Origin of the sequence: Anaerostipes sp. Marseille-Q3525, assembly GCF_018223505.1 — a bacterium.
In the GTDB taxonomy this organism is placed as follows: domain Bacteria; phylum Bacillota; class Clostridia; order Lachnospirales; family Lachnospiraceae; genus Anaerostipes; species Anaerostipes amylophilus.
This window is the reverse complement of record NZ_JAGTTT010000001.1, coordinates 196,556-212,243: the sequence shown is the minus strand read 5'-3', so window position 1 is coordinate 212,243 and position 15,688 is coordinate 196,556. Positions and strand designations below refer to the sequence as shown.

Genomic DNA, 15,688 nt, shown 5'->3' with positions numbered 1-15,688 from the left:
AAAAAGGGCCATAAAATAAACTATTTCATCTCTAAGATTACGTTTATTTTATGGCTCTTGCTATTATACCCTTGTACTATATTTTATATAATGCTTCTTCCTATTTAAAATATTTATCTAAGATCTGGCGCTCTCCTTCGTTATCATTGATATCTGTGATAATATCTGCTGCCTCTTTTACCTCATCGGTTGCATTCCCCATGGCGACTCCAAGTCCTGCGTATCTGATCATATCGATGTCATTGAAATTATCTCCAAATGCCATTGTCTCTTCCTGTTTTACATGAAAATGATCTTTTAACATGTGGATTGCATCAGATTTGGATGCTTTCATGGACATGATCTCTAAGTAGGTGTCCTTAGATCGATAGATTCTGATCTGTGGAAATTCTTTCACTAACTGTTGTTCCAATGCAGCAATATCTGCTTTATCACCCATACATAATACTTTATGCACTTCTTTATAGACTTCTTCATCTTCAAAGGATACTTCTTGTGGAATCACGCCTGTGATATCACTTTCCTGAGCTGCCCAGTATTCTTTTTTATCTTTTACCAGCCATTCATCGTTTGTGTAAATGTTGATAGAAATCTTTGGATTCAACTCATAGACTCTTCTGCATAACTTCATGGCAACTTCTTGTGGCATTGCCACACTGTAGATTGGATGATCTTCTTCATCAACAACTAAGGCACCACTATAGCAGATCATTGGACTCTTCGCCCCTAATTCTGCTCTGATAGCTGTCATACCTTTGGGCATTCTTGCGGATACTAAGACATATGGAATTCCATTTTCATTGATCTGTTTTATTTTTTCTTTTGTACTTTCTGGTATCTGATGCTTTGAATTTAATAATGTTCCATCAATGTCACTGAATACTGCTTTATATTTTTTCATCATGTCTTCATCCTTTCATTTTTCTACTTTGTTATCCATTTCTTCTATTATAAAGTAAGAAAAGCCATCTGGCGAGGATAAAATGTTCCAGATGGCTTTCTCCTTTTTTTAGGTCTTGGATCTTTAATATGCTTTCACTGATTTTGCTTTAGAATATGTTCCATATACTTTCTGATTTGTTGAATCATAATAGTAATAACGAACCTGTACGTAATATTTCTTACCTTTTTTCAGACCTGTTTTGGTATAAACGTTTTTCGCTAAACCTGTTGTTTTGTATTTTGCAGATTTCATCTTTTTACTTGTAGAATAACGGAATCTAAATCCTCGTTTTTCTCCATATTTATTTGTGTATTTGATAGATTTCGCTACAAATCCTGTTCCTTTTCCAGACTTACCTTTCAAAGATGATAGTTTCGCTGTTTCTACTTTGATTTTAACAAATTTTGCTGTTAATACAATATTTTTATCTGAAGCAGGTACTTTATTAACAACTTTTCCTTTATAAGTCCATCCTGCAAATACATAACCTTTCTTACCAGCAGCTTTATATTTTGTTTTATTCCATCCTGGTAATTTAGTTCCAGCTTTTGTTTTATTTATTGTTGTAACAGTTTTTCCACCATTACCTTTTAATGTTACTGAAATTGTTTTTGGTTTTTCTGATGGTTTTGTTGGCTCTGATGGTTTTGTTTCTTCTTTTTTATCTACATATAAATTCTTGAAACTTACTGCACCATCCCATAAACCAAGTCCCATATATCCAGTTTTGATATCAAAGAAATCTTTGTCTGACTCTTTATCTGCATCAAAAGTATAATTTAAGCATTCCTTATCATCTACATATACTTTCACTGCATTTGCTTCTTTTTCAATCTTCACATGATGATATGATCCATCACTAATGCTAGAAGACATCTCTCCTACTGCAATATCACCATCTTTATACATTCTGAACAAGCGCACTTTGTTACTACCTGGAACAAACTGAAGACAATATGCTCCATTTGGATCCGTTGATTTTGATGCAAAAATTAAGTTAACTAATCCTTTTTCAAAGGACATATCCGCTTCTATTGTTGATTTTTCATTAACTACCGCATCTTCAGACATATAAAAATCATTTGCAGACTGGTTGGAATCTGATAACACTTCTCCATCAATCGTCCAATTACCACTTACATTTACAAATTTCTTAATGTTTGTTTTGAAGTTATTTTCTTTTACATTAATCGTAAATATCTTTTTCTTTGATGGATCTGATTTACTCGATGCAGTAACTGTTGCTTTTCCTGATTTTAATGCTGTTACAACTGCTTTTCCATCTGACTCTTTGATACTTACAACATCTTTTCCTTCTGTAACATCCCATGTTATCGTCTGATCCATAGAAATTGGAAATACATATGCACTTAATTCTACACTATCACCAGCATATAATGTCTGGTTCTCATTCTGCATAGATCCAACAGATTCCACATCTGTCAATTCTTCCTTATCTGTCCAAATTGACTTCATTGGATAAATATCAATATCTGCTTTTACAGGATCACCTTCTACTAGAACAGATGCTCCTAAACTTGTTGGTGTTGGGAATATCTGGTTCGCTCCTGCTGCTGTATTATTACTGCTAAATACTTCGACACTGGCTTTGTCTACATAAATATGTAATTCTACAGAACCATCTTCATTCTTTTTCACATTAGACTGCTCATTTATTTTTTTGAATTCTTGACTGATAATCTTTCCTGATTTACTTCTATCGATAGATAGTTTCTCATTTTCTAAATCATAAATTACATCGGTATATTCTGTATCATTTTGATTCTTTCTCAGTCTGAACCCAACTTTCTTTGTTTTCTCTGATGGTTTAAATTTAGCAACAATCTCATATGTATCCTTTGCAAAATCCTTTAAGAGATCATTATCTTCTGAAATTGTAACATTTTTATAAGAAATCTTATTTTCTGCATCTCTTAAACTCTCATATGCACTAATTGGTGTCTGTGTTAAAACGTATTTTCCATTTTCCTGTTTTAATCCTACTTTAAGATTCAGATTATAAGTTCCATTAAAATTCTGTCCTACAGTATCTGCAACTTTATTACAATAATCATCCCATGTATTCATCCAATTTCCTTCAATAATCTCTGGAATCGTTGGATTTTCCTGTGTTCCGAAGTCTTGTACATAATATGTCATTGCTGCATAAGAATCCTTACCAAAGTTCATAACACCGTCACTGTTTTTGTAAGCTTCATCTGCAACAAATTTCCATTTTCCATCAACTTGTTTAAAATCACCGACTTTATAAGATCTTCCACCGCGGGAAAGTACCCATTTCACACCATCTTTTGTTTCAATTGGATAAAGGTCAGGGCACTCTGTATGAAGATCTGCATATGTAGATTCACATTTCCAATCTGTCAGATTGTCTGATGAATAAATACGAAGTGGTCCGCCTGCAATTACCATGAACCATTTATTTTCCCATCTAAAAACTTTAGGATCTCGGAAATCTCTATTTTTTAATGGATCTTTTGACCAGTCTGCTGCAATTTTATTTGTTTTTTTCCAAGTTTTTCCTTCATCTGTACTATAGGCAACTTTAATACGTTGTCCATTTCCATCTGCTGTGATCAATGCAACTAATCCACCTTCATTGCCGTTACCAAAAAGTCCTGATGTATTCTTTTCATCCGCTACAATACATCCTGAAAACATAGCTCCATTTGCATCTGGATATAATGCAATTGGCTGTTCTTCCCAATGGATCAAATCTTTACTTGTTGCATGTGCCCAATGCATTGGTCCCCATTTTGTATCATCATAGAACTGATAAAACATGTGATATGTTCCTTTATACTTAACCAATCCATTTAAATCATTTCCCCATCCGTCCTTTACAGAATAATGATACTGATTTCTGTATGCTTCATTATAATAAGTTTTATCTGCTGCTCGGCGATGCACATTTACACGATATGTTAAAGTTGCTGTCTGTCCATTTTCTCCCTGAACTGTGCTCTTTACTGTAATGTAATTCTTACCAACTTTAACTGGAATATTCTTTCCATCGTTATATGTTTTTCCATCATATTCAACCTGTACATCTGCATTTTTATTTTTCTTTTCGATATTCAAGTCTACTGTTTCTGCATTATTCTTTACATACTGAATCATAATTGGTTCTGTGGATGTAAATTGTGCTGCTTTCTCCACATCTCCAGTTGAGGAAGATACCGAGATATTTTTTAACTCTGGTGTGTTTTGATCATTTAATTCTGTATAATAGGTATTTTGGAATGTCATCTCACCATTCCAATTTAATAGACCAAGAGAACCTTCTGTCAAAACAGTACTCTGTCCTTTGTCGCCTTTTTGAAGTGTATAATCACCTGTACTTGCTATCAAAGTATCATTTACATAATAAGAAATCCATGAATCGTAAGCCACTACTTTTAAAGTATATTTCTCATCATCCGTTGCTTTTACTTCTTTTTCATCAATCAACTGATAATCACTATTTTCCTGCCATCGCCAAAACTTGCATTTATGCGAACCTCCATCGATATTTACCGCATAGCATTCTTTATTATCAAGATTATTATTACAACGGAAAATTAATGTTGCTGCACCTTGATTTCTCTTAAATGTTACGTCTGTAGAATATACAAAATTCTTAGCTGTTGTTTTACTGAATGCAAAACAGTCTCCTTTATCAACTGCATTGCTGTACAGACCATCTTTTGTTTCTTTCCAATCACCTTTCTTATAATCAAAACCTGTTAAATTCGTTTGATATCCTTGCGCTGCCTCTTTCTCCTGACTATCTGTTGCAGCATTTACAGTAATCGTTTGATATCCTGTTACTGGTGTTATGGAGGTAACTGTAACAGCTCCTGCCATCATTAGTGCCAATAATCTTGGACTTATTTTTCTCATAATTTTTCCTTCTTTCTTTGTACAAAAAAAGGACGATCAAACTATAATCGTCCTTTTCACTCAAAAAACAATAAGTTCTTATACCTATGCTTTAATCAATTGTATAATCTTATCTATGTTTTCTTTGCCTCTCTTTATCCCAAGTCCTATGACAACACAAAGTATCACACTGATGATCGTAATGATCACTCCAACTACACCAAATACTGTAAATGGCATTTTACTTTGGACACCTAGTCCCCAGTACGCAAGTATGATTCCGATAGAGGATAAAATAATGAGATTGCGAATCCATTTTTTGAGGTTATTGAGCATTTGTGTCTGAAATTCAATTTCTTTTAGCTGCTGTGCTCTTGTTTGTGTTGTCATAATATACTTCCTTTCTTAGTATTTTAATCCTGGGTTAAAGAATCCAATCATAACTCCGATAAATGCTACAACTACTAAGATCAACATTGTAACAACTGGAGATACTTTTTTCTTTGACATTAACCACCAACAGAAGATTACAAAAGCTGCTGTTAAGAATCCTGGATATACTCCGTCTAACTGATTCTGAAGATTTAAGAATTCTTTTCCTGCACTGTTTACGAGATGGAATGATGTTTTTACTGATACCCATGTTGCTGCTACAGATCCAACAACCATTGTTCCTAACATAACGATTGCTTCACGGATCGCGGTTGCTTGCTCACCAACCAGGATATCTACGGCTTTTCCACCCAGTTCATATCCTTTGAAGTATAAGAACTTCATTCCAAATGCCATAATCAAATTCCATGCTACGATATAGAAGATTGGTCCTACGACAGATCCACCTGTTGATAATCCCAGTGCGATACCAAGTAAGATAGGAATTAATGTACCTACAACTAAGGAATCACCAATACCTGCTAAAGGTCCCATAAGACCGGCACGGATACCATTGATCGCTTCTGCATCGATATCTTCATTTCCATTTGCTTTTGCTTCCTCAAGACCAGCTGTGATACCTACGATGATAGATCCAACCTGTGGTTCTGTATTAAAGAAAGCTGTGTATGTATTCATTGCTTCTTTCTGTTCTTCTTTTGTATCATATAACTCTTCTACCAATGGAAGCATTGCACACAGATAACCAAATGTCTGCATATGTTCCTGAGAGAAACATGTTAAGTTTCCATAAGCCCAGTTACGGAATGATTTATTTAACGCTTTTTTAGATAGTTTTTTCTCTGCCATATTAAATATCCTCCTCGTCATCATCGTCAAAGGAACCGCCAGAAGCTAAGGCTGCTTCTTTTGCTCTGATTCCTACCATTTTAATGTTGTAGTAAATAATTGCGAACATTGCTGCTACAACTGTTACTGATACAAGGTTTAATCCCATACTTGCTGCTAATGTAAATCCGAAGAAGAATGGTATAAAGTCAACTGCTTTTGTTACTACCTGTTTTAATAAGATCGCAATACCTACGCAAGGAAGTAAGCTACCTACTGTAAACAGTGTTTTCATTGCAATTCCATCCATTGGTAATGTTGTTTTGATCGCTTCTACAACTGGAACTCCTAATTTACACATTACAACTGCTGGTAAGAAACTGCAGATGATATGAGAAATCCATGGAAGAACCATATCTACAACGTATAATCTCTTGAATTCACCTTTTTCAACGGCCTGCCATCCAATGTGCTGCCATACAAGGTTGATCGTTGCTGTTCCATAGAATAATACTGTACCGATTGTTCCTACCATTGCTCCAAATGATGTTGCCATGGAGATACCTTTTGCTGATGCAGGATCTAATCCGTATGAATTTAATGCTAACATTGCCAGTGGAATACCGATATAAGATACGGCACGAACGTCTGCTGATACAGTTCCTCCTGGTGTAACCAATGCGATATATACAACCTGCATTGCCGCACCGACTAAAACACCTGCCTGAATATCTCCAAGTACGATACCACAGACAAGACCTGCAACTAATGGTCTTCCTAATGTGTAGTTACCAATGGTTGTACCTCCCATACCAGGCATACTGGATAAGCAGGCAAAAATACCTAAAATGATTGCTTGTAACCAACTAATTGTCATAATAGTTTCTCCTCTCTATTGGTTTTTTAGTTAAATCCAAACTGACCTCTGAATTTGTCCCATGTTCCGATGGACGCTTCTTTGATCAGTGCAAATTCGATTTCATAACCAGCTTTGCTGATTGCTTCTAAAGCTTCTGCTTCTTCCTGTGTAATAGATTGGTTATTACCAAGTTTGACAGCTCCTGGTCTGTCATTACATGGTCCTACGATTACTTTCTTTACATCACTTGGAACAAATCCATCATCCACTAAGATCTTCTTCATCTGGATTGGATCTTTTGTGATCAGGAAGTAATTGTCTTTGCTGTCTAATACTTTCTGGTTTTTCTTTTTCCATGCTTCATATGTCCAAACAAATGTTTTCTTTGTGCTGGCACTCTTGTATGCCATCTTAAGTGCATCTGTTGTTGCTGCTTTGTCGTTCACTGCGATCAGCCCATCGCATGGATACTCTAGTGACCAACGTGTTACTGTCTGACCATGAATCATACGGTCATCAATTCTTAAAAATGAAACTGACATAATATTTTCCTCCCTACTTCTTAAATATCATCTTCGTCATCATCATTTACTGGTGTCATAACAAATTCTTTCACTGCGTCTTTTGCCTCATTGATCAAGCTATCTTTTAGCATGTCTGTGTCTACGCCGTCTTTCATTAATGTTGCTGTTAATGCCATTGCCAGGTTCATTCCTCCAAAGATCATGGTCTTACCAATCAGTCCTTTGTTTGATACCTGTTCAATTGCATTTGTAAGAGGTGATCCACCCACAATGTCACCAAGAAGAATGATCTCATCGTCTTCTGTGATCTTGCTGATCGCATTGCTAAATTTCTCTGCAAATTCATCAGCACTCATTCCGTCCTCTAATCCAACGCTGATCACGTCTTCTCTTTCTCCACCAGCTAACATCTTAAGTACACTGTGAAGTCCTGGTGCAAATGTTCCGTGGCTGACTAATACTACGTATTTCATCCTCTTCTCCTTTCTTTTTTCCTATCTCTTATTTACAAGCTTATTCTACCAATCACGCAAAAAAAGGACATCTGTAAATTGTCATGACTTTCAATTTACAAATGTCCCTTTTTATGTGACAAATGTCATATTTGTGTTTTGTTTGTTTTGATCTTCTTATTATTACTGATTTAAAAGCTTATCAATCTCCTGTTTTAGTTTCAAGATATTGGAATCAAATTCTTCTTCATCTGTAAGAATTTTTGTCATCTCACTGTCAATCTTTTGGTAGGCTTCATTGTATCTTCGGAATTTTGGAATCTGCAAGGCATTGTTCATGAGTTCATCTAACAATTTCATTTTATCTGTCATATTCTCACCCATGCTTTTTTCTAATACCTGCTGTGCTTGTTTTGAATTCGTCACAGCTTTTAATGGTGAGATTCCCTGACGATACTGAAAGATCTTTTGCTGTGTCTTTGTTTCATAACATAATTTCTTTAAAAACTGCCATGCCATATCTCCTTGCTTGGTCTGATTGCTGATTCCCATCAGCAGATTATCTACCTGTGTCTTATTCTCTCCATCTGGTCCGGAAGGGAGTCTGATACAATCCCATTTGAAATCAAAGTATTTATTGATTTTCCATGGATATGGTTTATACGTTCTAAATTCTGAAAATGTCATAGGACGAAATGCAATATTTCCTGAGTCAAAATCATCTGAGGTTAGATTTCGAAATGATGATATTCTTTCAATCTTCTTTGTAAACAGAATCGCATTTTCAATTGGTTCGGATGACAAGTTGCATTTTGTTCCACTTTGATTAAACAATGTTCCGCCATTGCTCAGAGTTGCATCATTCCATTTATAATTATATACACCAAATTGGTCTAAACGGCCATCTCCATCGGTATCTTTGGTTACTTTTTGACAGATCTTATAAAAATCATCCCAAGTCCAGTGATTCCCTGGCATTTTGATATGCTCTTTTTTTAGTAGTGTCTTATTGACTAGCATCAAAGTTGGTACACTTTCATATGGAAGAGCATATTGCGTTCCCTTATAGGTTCCAGCATCATAACTTCCTTCATAATAGTTGCTTTTTTTGAACGCTTTATCAATCTTTGTATAGGAGTCTAAGTTCTTTAACATTCCTACGGATGAAAATGTGCTAAAATCTTCTGGCAAGACCATAAAAACATCTGGCAGATCTCCTTTTAGTGCCTTTTGTGACAGCCATTCTGAATAATCATCTTTCATCACACCACTTTCGTATTTGATCGTGACATTCGGATATTCTTTTTCAAATTCTTTGATTACTTGATCGATCATCTGATAGCAATTATCATCTGGAACATCCCACTTGTTTCCTGCGAACATTCCAAAGGTTAAAACAATTTTTTGTTGTTTGGGATAGATCACAAAACCAACAGATAATAAACTTATGACCAATCCAACAGCAATGATTCGTTTCCACCATTTTTCTAGTTTCTGTCTCATCTATCTTCTCCCGTATTTGGCTGAACCTGACTGTACTTCCCAGATTGCAAGCTGGGTTCTGTCTCTTAGGTCTAGTTTACTTAAGATCGTGCTGAGATAATTTCGTACAGTTCCTTCGGAAAGGCTTAGTTCCGTCGAGATTTCTTTATTTGACATGCCTCTTCCGACTAATTTAATGATCTCCCATTCTGCATCTGTGATCTCTTCTACATTCTGTGCATGAATTGATGTATCATAATTGCTTTGTGCCATTTCAGAGAAGAAATCGACCACCTTTGTTGCCACTTCTGGATTGATCATGGCCCCGCCGCTATGTACTGTATTGATCGCTTTTTCTAATTCATCCATAGAAATTCCTTTTAACAGATAACCACTTGCTCCATGTTTTAATGCATTGTATACATACTCATCATCATCGAACGTTGTCAAAATAATGATCTTGACATCTGGATATTGTTCTTTGATGATCTGTGTACATTGCACTCCATCCATTTCTGGCATACGCACATCCATTAAAATAACATCTGGCTTGTCTTTCCTGACTTCCTGAATGACTTCTCTTCCGTCCTTGGCAGTTGCAGTAACTTCGATTCCTTCTTTCATCTCAAGTACGATTTGTAAACTTTGTCTGATCAGTTCCTGATCATCTGCTATCATTACTTTAATCATAGTTTTTCACCCCATCTGATCGGTATTCTTGCTGTGACTTTAAATCCATTACTTCCATCATATTCTACAGTTCCTTTTAACATCTTGATCCTCTCTTCGATATGGATCAATCCAAATCCTGTATGAATCTCTTCACATCCGATTCCATTGTCTTTGATCTCTAGATTGAGCCACTTATCTTCCTTCCATAAGTTTACATCAATCTGCTTCGCTTTTCCATGCCTGATCGCATTTGTGATACTTTCCTGTACTACACGATAGATCATATCTTCTTCATCTTGATTGAATTTCAAGACCTCTACCTGACAATCATAATTAATCTTAACATCTGATACCTGCATCGTCTCATTGATCATCTTTTCTAAAGCTTCTTGCAATCCACTATGCTCTAAGGCATCTGGTCTTAATTTATTGACCGATCTTCGAATATCTTTAATTCCTTGCCTTGCAACCTGTGATATTTTATTTAACTGTTCTTTCGTTGCATCTACAGAAAAATCGATCATCGCGATACATGCGTCAATTCCTGCAGACAGTCCAGTCATCGTATGCCCCAGTGTGTCATGAATCTCTCTGGCAATTCGATTTCGTTCCCTTGTCTCCGCCATTTTTTCTGTCATCTCTGAATAGTCCTTCAGCTGTTCATTCATTTCTTTTAAACGTATATTGGCTGTCTGAAGCTGAAGGTTTAACAATCCAATCCTTGCATTCTCTTTCATCTGATTTCTCATCAAAATGATCATGTATGCAATAAATGCGATCGCATTCAATGCAACTAGTATATTTCTTGTTCCTTGGATCATCATACTGACTTTCGCCGGGTATACACTCAAAAATTGTTGGAACGATATCATATCTATAAACATTGATATGATATCGTAGTCTGAGAATAAATATATCATTCCCATGATGACAAAGAAAATTCCCCTAGTGTGTTTATCTTTGATATCCGTTACAATATCTGCAATGACAAGAAGAATGATTCCATTATAATTTACATAAACAAATTTAATAATGATCAGACATAACAAAATCTCTGCTGCATATAAGATCACAGATACCTGTTGCCTTTTTCTTTGTTTTCTTCGAATTTCTATAATGCCTAACAATAAGAAAAAAGCAATAAATATCAACACTGTTGATGTCACTGGTTCGTTTGGGAGATATGTGATATTCTCTAAGAAATTCCTTGCTCCAAAATCACAATTGATCTTATTTAATGTTAAAATAAAAACTGCAGAAAGGAAGGATAAAATGATGAAATTTATGACTCCCATCAGAATCTTGATATAATATAAATTTTGATTTTTTCGATCCATATCATTTCCTCTTTACTGCCAACGGCTAATATCAGTCTGCTCTACATTCTTTTTTGTTATCATTTGAACAGAGATTACCTTTTTCTTCTCTACTTTTTTCCCTTGCAAAATCTTGTATGCTGCATTGATCGCTGTGTCTGCCATCTGTTTGGGAGACTGTGCTGCTGTTCCTGTCATCATACCTTCTTTGATCAGTTTCTTTCCTTCTGGAGATCCATCAATTCCGTATACGAGAACACCTTCTCTAGCCCCCTTACTGTCAAGAGCAGCTAAAGCTCCCATCGCTGCCGGGTCATTTAATCCCATGACGACATCAATATTCTTGTATTTTTCGATGATCTTATCTACCTTGGGAAGTGCACGTTCGATCTGTCCCTGAGTATCTGCAGATGCAAGGATCTTATAGTTTTTATTTTTCTTGATCGTATCTGTAAATCCATTGATACGATCTACCGCAGATCTTGCTGCATTATGTGTTAACAATACAATATTCGCATGATCTTTTTGCTTCATCATTTCCTTTGCACATAAAACACCTGCTTTGTAGTTATCTGACACGATCGTCATTGTGACAAGATCATTTCTATAAACCTGTGAGTCGATAACGATCACTGGAATCTTCGCTTTCTTCGCTGCCTTCAATCCAGACTCTACTTCTTTCCAGTCGACTGAATTTAAAAAGATTGCATCTACCTTTCGTTTAACCAGCTGTTTGATCTGCTCATTCTGCTTCTTCTGATCAAGTGCCGGATCCAATGTGATCATCTCATCTCCATTCTTCTCAACCTGCATGCGGATCTGGTTATTGACCACTTTATAGAATTCATTATTCATCGTCATATAAGTCGCCCCGAATAATTTTCTTCTTGTTCTATTTCCTTTCAGATAATTTGAACATACACTGACATAGATTGCTATAAAAAAAACAAAAACCATGATTCCTGTTAAGCTTATGATCTTATTGGTTAGATTTCTTTTCGATTGTTGATTCATATTTGTTCTTTCATTCCTCTTTTTCGCATTTTCTTTCCGTAATATATAATCATTATAACGAAATTTATTTATAATTCCAACAAATTTTCACATATCCTAAAACAAGTTATGTTCTTTATTTTTACCAACAAACTTTCACTAAAATAAATAAAAGCCAGTTGAAAACCGTAGGAGCTCGTCGGCACTTAATGAGCAGTGACGAGTATTCGTCGCTGTCGAATTTAGTGTCCGCTACGTGCGAGTCGAGCGAAAGCGCGTTTCCAACTGGCTTTTATTTATTTTAGATCCATGCCGTTGGACTTGCGTCACTTGGCATTCTTAAATCTCCTCGCGGTGATACTGCTACACTACCAACCTTAGGTCCATCTGGCAGGCAAGAACGTTTAAACTGCTGGCTGAAGAATCTCCAATAGAATTTATCCAGCCATTTCTTGATCGTTTCATCATCGTATACACCATCAAATGTTAATTTTGCCATGCGGTATAATTTGGATTTTGGGAATCCGAATCTTAACATATAATATAAGAAGAAATCGTGCAGTTCATATGGTCCGACTAAGTCTTCTGTCTTCTGTGAAATGACTCCGTCAACTGGTGGAAGTAATTCTGGACTTACTGGTGTGTCTAGGACATCCATCAGTACTTCAGATAATTTCTTATTATCTGTTGTTTCAGCATAATAGAGTACAAGATAGCGTACTAATGTCTTTGGTACAGAACAGTTCACTGCATACATGGACATATGATCGCCATTATATGTTGCCCAGCCAAGCGCTAATTCTGACATGTCTCCAGTTCCGATGACCATACCATTGTACTGATTTGCCATATCCATCAGAATCTGTGTTCTTTCTCTTGCCTGAGAGTTTTCATAAGTTACATCGTGGTTATTTTCATCATGCCCGATATCTGCAAAATGCTGGCGGACTGCTTTTTCGATTCTTACTTCTTTGAGTGTCGCTCCTAATTCTTTGATCAGGGATACGGCATTCTGGTAAGTTCTGTCTGTTGTTCCAAAACATGGCATTGTCACACAGATCAGGTTTTCTCTTGGAATGTCTAACAGATCAAAAGCTCTTGCTGTAACTAAGACTGCTAATGTGGAATCTAATCCACCTGAAATTCCTACGACTGCATGTTTGCAGTTTGTGTGTTCCAGACGTTTCTTAAGTCCCATAGACTGTAAAGATAAGATTTCATCGCATCGTTTATCTCTTTCATCTTGATTATCTGGTACAAATGGTGCTTTCGGGAATGTTCTTGTGATCTTGTTTTCTTTGACTTCTAGTGAAAATTCCTGTTCAAAATAATCATCTGTTTGGCCTCCTGGGAAAGAAGTCATCTTTCTTCGTTCTGCTGCCAATTTCTGCACATCGATATCTGCATAGATAATCTCATTTGTAAATCGTTTTGCTTCTGCTAAAACTGAACCATTTTCACAGATGAGATGGTGTCCACTGTATACAACATCCTGTGTGGATTCTCCTTCTCCTGCATCAGCATAGATATAAGCCGCTAACAATCTTGCTGACTGATTTGATACAAGGCTTCTTCGATAAGATTCTTTTGTTGTTGTCTCTACACTTGCAGATGGATTACAGATCACCGTTGCTCCTGCCATTGCGTGATATGTGCTTGGTGGAAGTGGTACCCAGAGATCTTCACAGATTTCACATGCTACCACAAGTTCTGGAATCTCTTTGCATTTGAATAACTGATTCACGGCTACATTTACATAACCAAATTCTTCTCCAAACCAAAGATCTTCTTCTAATCCTTCTCCAGATGTAAAATGACGTAATTCATAAAATTCTGAATAGTTTGGTAAATGTGTTTTTGGCACGATTCCTAAAATACTGCCATCACTGATCACAATCGCACAGTTATATAATTTTTGTTTTATAACGATCGGACATCCTACAACAACTAACATACTCTTATTTTCAGTTGCTTTCACAATTCTTAAAAGCTGATTTTTACATTCTGTTAAAAGTGGCTGTTGCAAGAATAGATCACCACATGTATATCCACTGATCGTTAATTCAGAAAATACCAAAATACTTGCTCCATTTTTTTCTGTCTCATCGATGATCTTTAAAATTTCTTCTGTATTGTATGCAGGATCTGCCACTTTGATCTTTGGTGTTGCGGCTGCAACTTTGATAAATCCATCTTTCATTTTGTATACCTCAATTAAATATATGCAGGGGCCAGGTTTGATCACCTGACCCCTTATAAATCTCTTTGTATTATTCTTCTTCCATGTTACTTAATTTTGCTGCCTGATCTGCTGCTGTTAAGCTGTCGATCAATTCATCTAAATCACCGTTCATGATAGAATCTAATTTGTGAAGTGTCAGCTTGATTCTGTGATCTGTAACACGACCCTGTGGATAATTGTATGTTCTGATCTTTTCAGAACGGTCTCCTGTACCGATCTGGCTCTTTCTCTTTGCTGCTTCTTCATCATGTGCTTTCTGCTGTTCTAATTCATACAGACGGGAACGTAATACCTTTAACGCTTTGTCCTTATTCTTTAACTGGGATTTTTCATCCTGGCATGATACAACGATTCCTGTTGGAATATGTGTTAAACGTACCGCAGAGTCTGTTGTATTGACACACTGTCCACCATTTCCTGATGCACGGAATACATCAAACTTACAATCGTTCATATCAATTTCTACTTCCACATCTTCCACTTCTGGCATGATCGCTACCGTAATTGTAGATGTATGGATTCTTCCTCCAGACTCTGTTGCAGGGATTCTCTGTACACGGTGTACACCGCTTTCGTACTTGAATCTTGAGTATGCACCCTGTCCAGATACCATGAATACAAGTTCTTTAAATCCACCGATTCCACTCTCATTAAAACTTAATGTATTTACTTTCCAACGTTTGCTTTCTGCATAATTTCGATACATACGTGCAACGTCAGCGACGAATAACCCAGCTTCATCTCCACCGGCACCGGCACGCATCTCAACAATGATATTCTTGTCATCCATTGGATCCTTTGGAATTAAGAGAATCTTTAACTCTTCTTCTAATCTTTCCACATTTGCCTTAGATTCATTCAGTTCTTCCTTGGCAAGTTCTTTCATCTCTTCGTCAGACTCTTCTTCTAAAAGCATCAAACTATCTTCGATATTCTGTTTCTCTGCTTTGTATTCTTTGTATTTTTCCACGATCGGTGTCAGCTCATTTTGTTCTTTCATCAGATCACGGAAACGATTCTGGTTACCTGCTACATCTGGATCATTCAATTCCTGCAGTACAGTGTCCAGACGATCTACTAAACCTTCTAACTTATCAAACAT

Annotated in this window: 13 protein-coding genes; all 13 read right to left on the bottom strand. The window is 36.3% G+C overall.

Features of this window, described 5'->3' with window-relative positions; translation table 11 throughout:
• Positions 1 to 100: 100 nt before the first annotated feature.
• Positions 101 to 904: a Cof-type HAD-IIB family hydrolase gene (locus tag KE503_RS01015; RefSeq protein WP_242852094.1), complete on the bottom strand. Its 804-nt coding sequence runs from the start codon at positions 902 to 904 to the stop codon at positions 101 to 103.
• Positions 905 to 1,024: 120 nt separating this feature from the next.
• Complete coding sequence (locus KE503_RS01010; protein WP_212384294.1) at positions 1,025 to 4,846, bottom strand: GH32 C-terminal domain-containing protein; 3,822 nt, start codon at positions 4,844 to 4,846, stop codon at positions 1,025 to 1,027.
• 84 nt (positions 4,847 to 4,930) lie between these two features.
• A complete protein-coding gene (locus KE503_RS01005) occupies positions 4,931 to 5,215 on the bottom strand; it encodes a hypothetical protein (RefSeq protein ID WP_212384293.1) in 285 nt (94 codons plus the stop codon).
• Positions 5,216 to 5,230: 15 nt separating this feature from the next.
• Positions 5,231 to 6,067 (bottom strand): PTS system mannose/fructose/sorbose family transporter subunit IID, encoded by an 837-nt coding sequence (locus KE503_RS01000; RefSeq protein WP_009265455.1) that lies wholly within the window; start codon positions 6,065 to 6,067, stop codon positions 5,231 to 5,233.
• Position 6,068: 1 nt separating this feature from the next.
• Positions 6,069 to 6,923: a PTS mannose/fructose/sorbose/N-acetylgalactosamine transporter subunit IIC gene (locus KE503_RS00995; RefSeq protein ID WP_008390531.1), complete on the bottom strand. Its 855-nt coding sequence runs from the start codon at positions 6,921 to 6,923 to the stop codon at positions 6,069 to 6,071.
• Between the two features lie 26 nt (positions 6,924 to 6,949).
• Complete coding sequence (locus KE503_RS00990) at positions 6,950 to 7,447, bottom strand: PTS system mannose/fructose/N-acetylgalactosamine-transporter subunit IIB (RefSeq protein ID WP_117944305.1); 498 nt, start codon at positions 7,445 to 7,447, stop codon at positions 6,950 to 6,952.
• A 20-nt stretch (positions 7,448 to 7,467) separates the two neighbouring features.
• On the bottom strand, positions 7,468 to 7,902 hold the full coding sequence (locus tag KE503_RS00985; protein WP_212384292.1) for a PTS sugar transporter subunit IIA: 435 nt from the start codon (positions 7,900 to 7,902) through the stop codon (positions 7,468 to 7,470).
• A gap of 162 nt (positions 7,903 to 8,064) precedes the next feature.
• On the bottom strand, positions 8,065 to 9,384 hold the full coding sequence (locus KE503_RS00980) for an ABC transporter substrate-binding protein (RefSeq protein ID WP_212384291.1): 1,320 nt from the start codon (positions 9,382 to 9,384) through the stop codon (positions 8,065 to 8,067).
• Positions 9,385 to 10,053, bottom strand: a complete 669-nt coding sequence (locus KE503_RS00975; protein ID WP_009203604.1) for a response regulator transcription factor — start codon at positions 10,051 to 10,053, stop codon at positions 9,385 to 9,387.
• Positions 10,050 to 11,372: a sensor histidine kinase gene (locus KE503_RS00970; protein ID WP_008390541.1), complete on the bottom strand. Its 1,323-nt coding sequence runs from the start codon at positions 11,370 to 11,372 to the stop codon at positions 10,050 to 10,052. Before KE503_RS00970 ends, KE503_RS00975 begins: the two co-directional genes overlap by 4 nt.
• A 12-nt stretch (positions 11,373 to 11,384) precedes the next feature.
• Positions 11,385 to 12,365 (bottom strand): sugar ABC transporter substrate-binding protein, encoded by a 981-nt coding sequence (locus KE503_RS00965; RefSeq protein WP_212384290.1) that lies wholly within the window; start codon positions 12,363 to 12,365, stop codon positions 11,385 to 11,387.
• A gap of 280 nt (positions 12,366 to 12,645) precedes the next feature.
• Entirely contained in the window at positions 12,646 to 14,544 is a 1,899-nt protein-coding gene (locus tag KE503_RS00960; RefSeq protein WP_212384289.1) for an NAD(+) synthase, read from the bottom strand.
• Between the two features lie 70 nt (positions 14,545 to 14,614).
• The gene (gene prfA, locus KE503_RS00955; RefSeq protein WP_009265461.1) at positions 14,615 to 15,688 is read right to left on the bottom strand and encodes a peptide chain release factor 1; all 1,074 of its coding nucleotides are present in this window, start codon (positions 15,686 to 15,688) and stop codon (positions 14,615 to 14,617) included.

Coding starts and splice junctions, on each gene's coding strand:
- KE503_RS01015 (WP_242852094.1), bottom strand. CDS start 904: ATGATGAAAAAATATAAAGCAGTATTCAGTGACATTGATGGAACATTA.
- KE503_RS01010 (WP_212384294.1), bottom strand. CDS start 4,846: ATGAGAAAAATAAGTCCAAGATTATTGGCACTAATGATGGCAGGAGCT.
- KE503_RS01005 (WP_212384293.1), bottom strand. CDS start 5,215: ATGACAACACAAACAAGAGCACAGCAGCTAAAAGAAATTGAATTTCAG.
- KE503_RS01000 (WP_009265455.1), bottom strand. CDS start 6,067: ATGGCAGAGAAAAAACTATCTAAAAAAGCGTTAAATAAATCATTCCGT.
- KE503_RS00995 (WP_008390531.1), bottom strand. CDS start 6,923: ATGACAATTAGTTGGTTACAAGCAATCATTTTAGGTATTTTTGCCTGC.
- KE503_RS00990 (WP_117944305.1), bottom strand. CDS start 7,447: ATGTCAGTTTCATTTTTAAGAATTGATGACCGTATGATTCATGGTCAG.
- KE503_RS00985 (WP_212384292.1), bottom strand. CDS start 7,902: ATGAAATACGTAGTATTAGTCAGCCACGGAACATTTGCACCAGGACTT.
- KE503_RS00980 (WP_212384291.1), bottom strand. CDS start 9,384: ATGAGACAGAAACTAGAAAAATGGTGGAAACGAATCATTGCTGTTGGA.
- KE503_RS00975 (WP_009203604.1), bottom strand. CDS start 10,053: ATGATTAAAGTAATGATAGCAGATGATCAGGAACTGATCAGACAAAGT.
- KE503_RS00970 (WP_008390541.1), bottom strand. CDS start 11,372: ATGGATCGAAAAAATCAAAATTTATATTATATCAAGATTCTGATGGGA.
- KE503_RS00965 (WP_212384290.1), bottom strand. CDS start 12,365: ATGAATCAACAATCGAAAAGAAATCTAACCAATAAGATCATAAGCTTA.
- KE503_RS00960 (WP_212384289.1), bottom strand. CDS start 14,544: ATGAAAGATGGATTTATCAAAGTTGCAGCCGCAACACCAAAGATCAAA.
- prfA (WP_009265461.1), bottom strand. CDS start 15,688: ATGTTTGATAAGTTAGAAGGTTTAGTAGATCGTCTGGACACTGTACTG.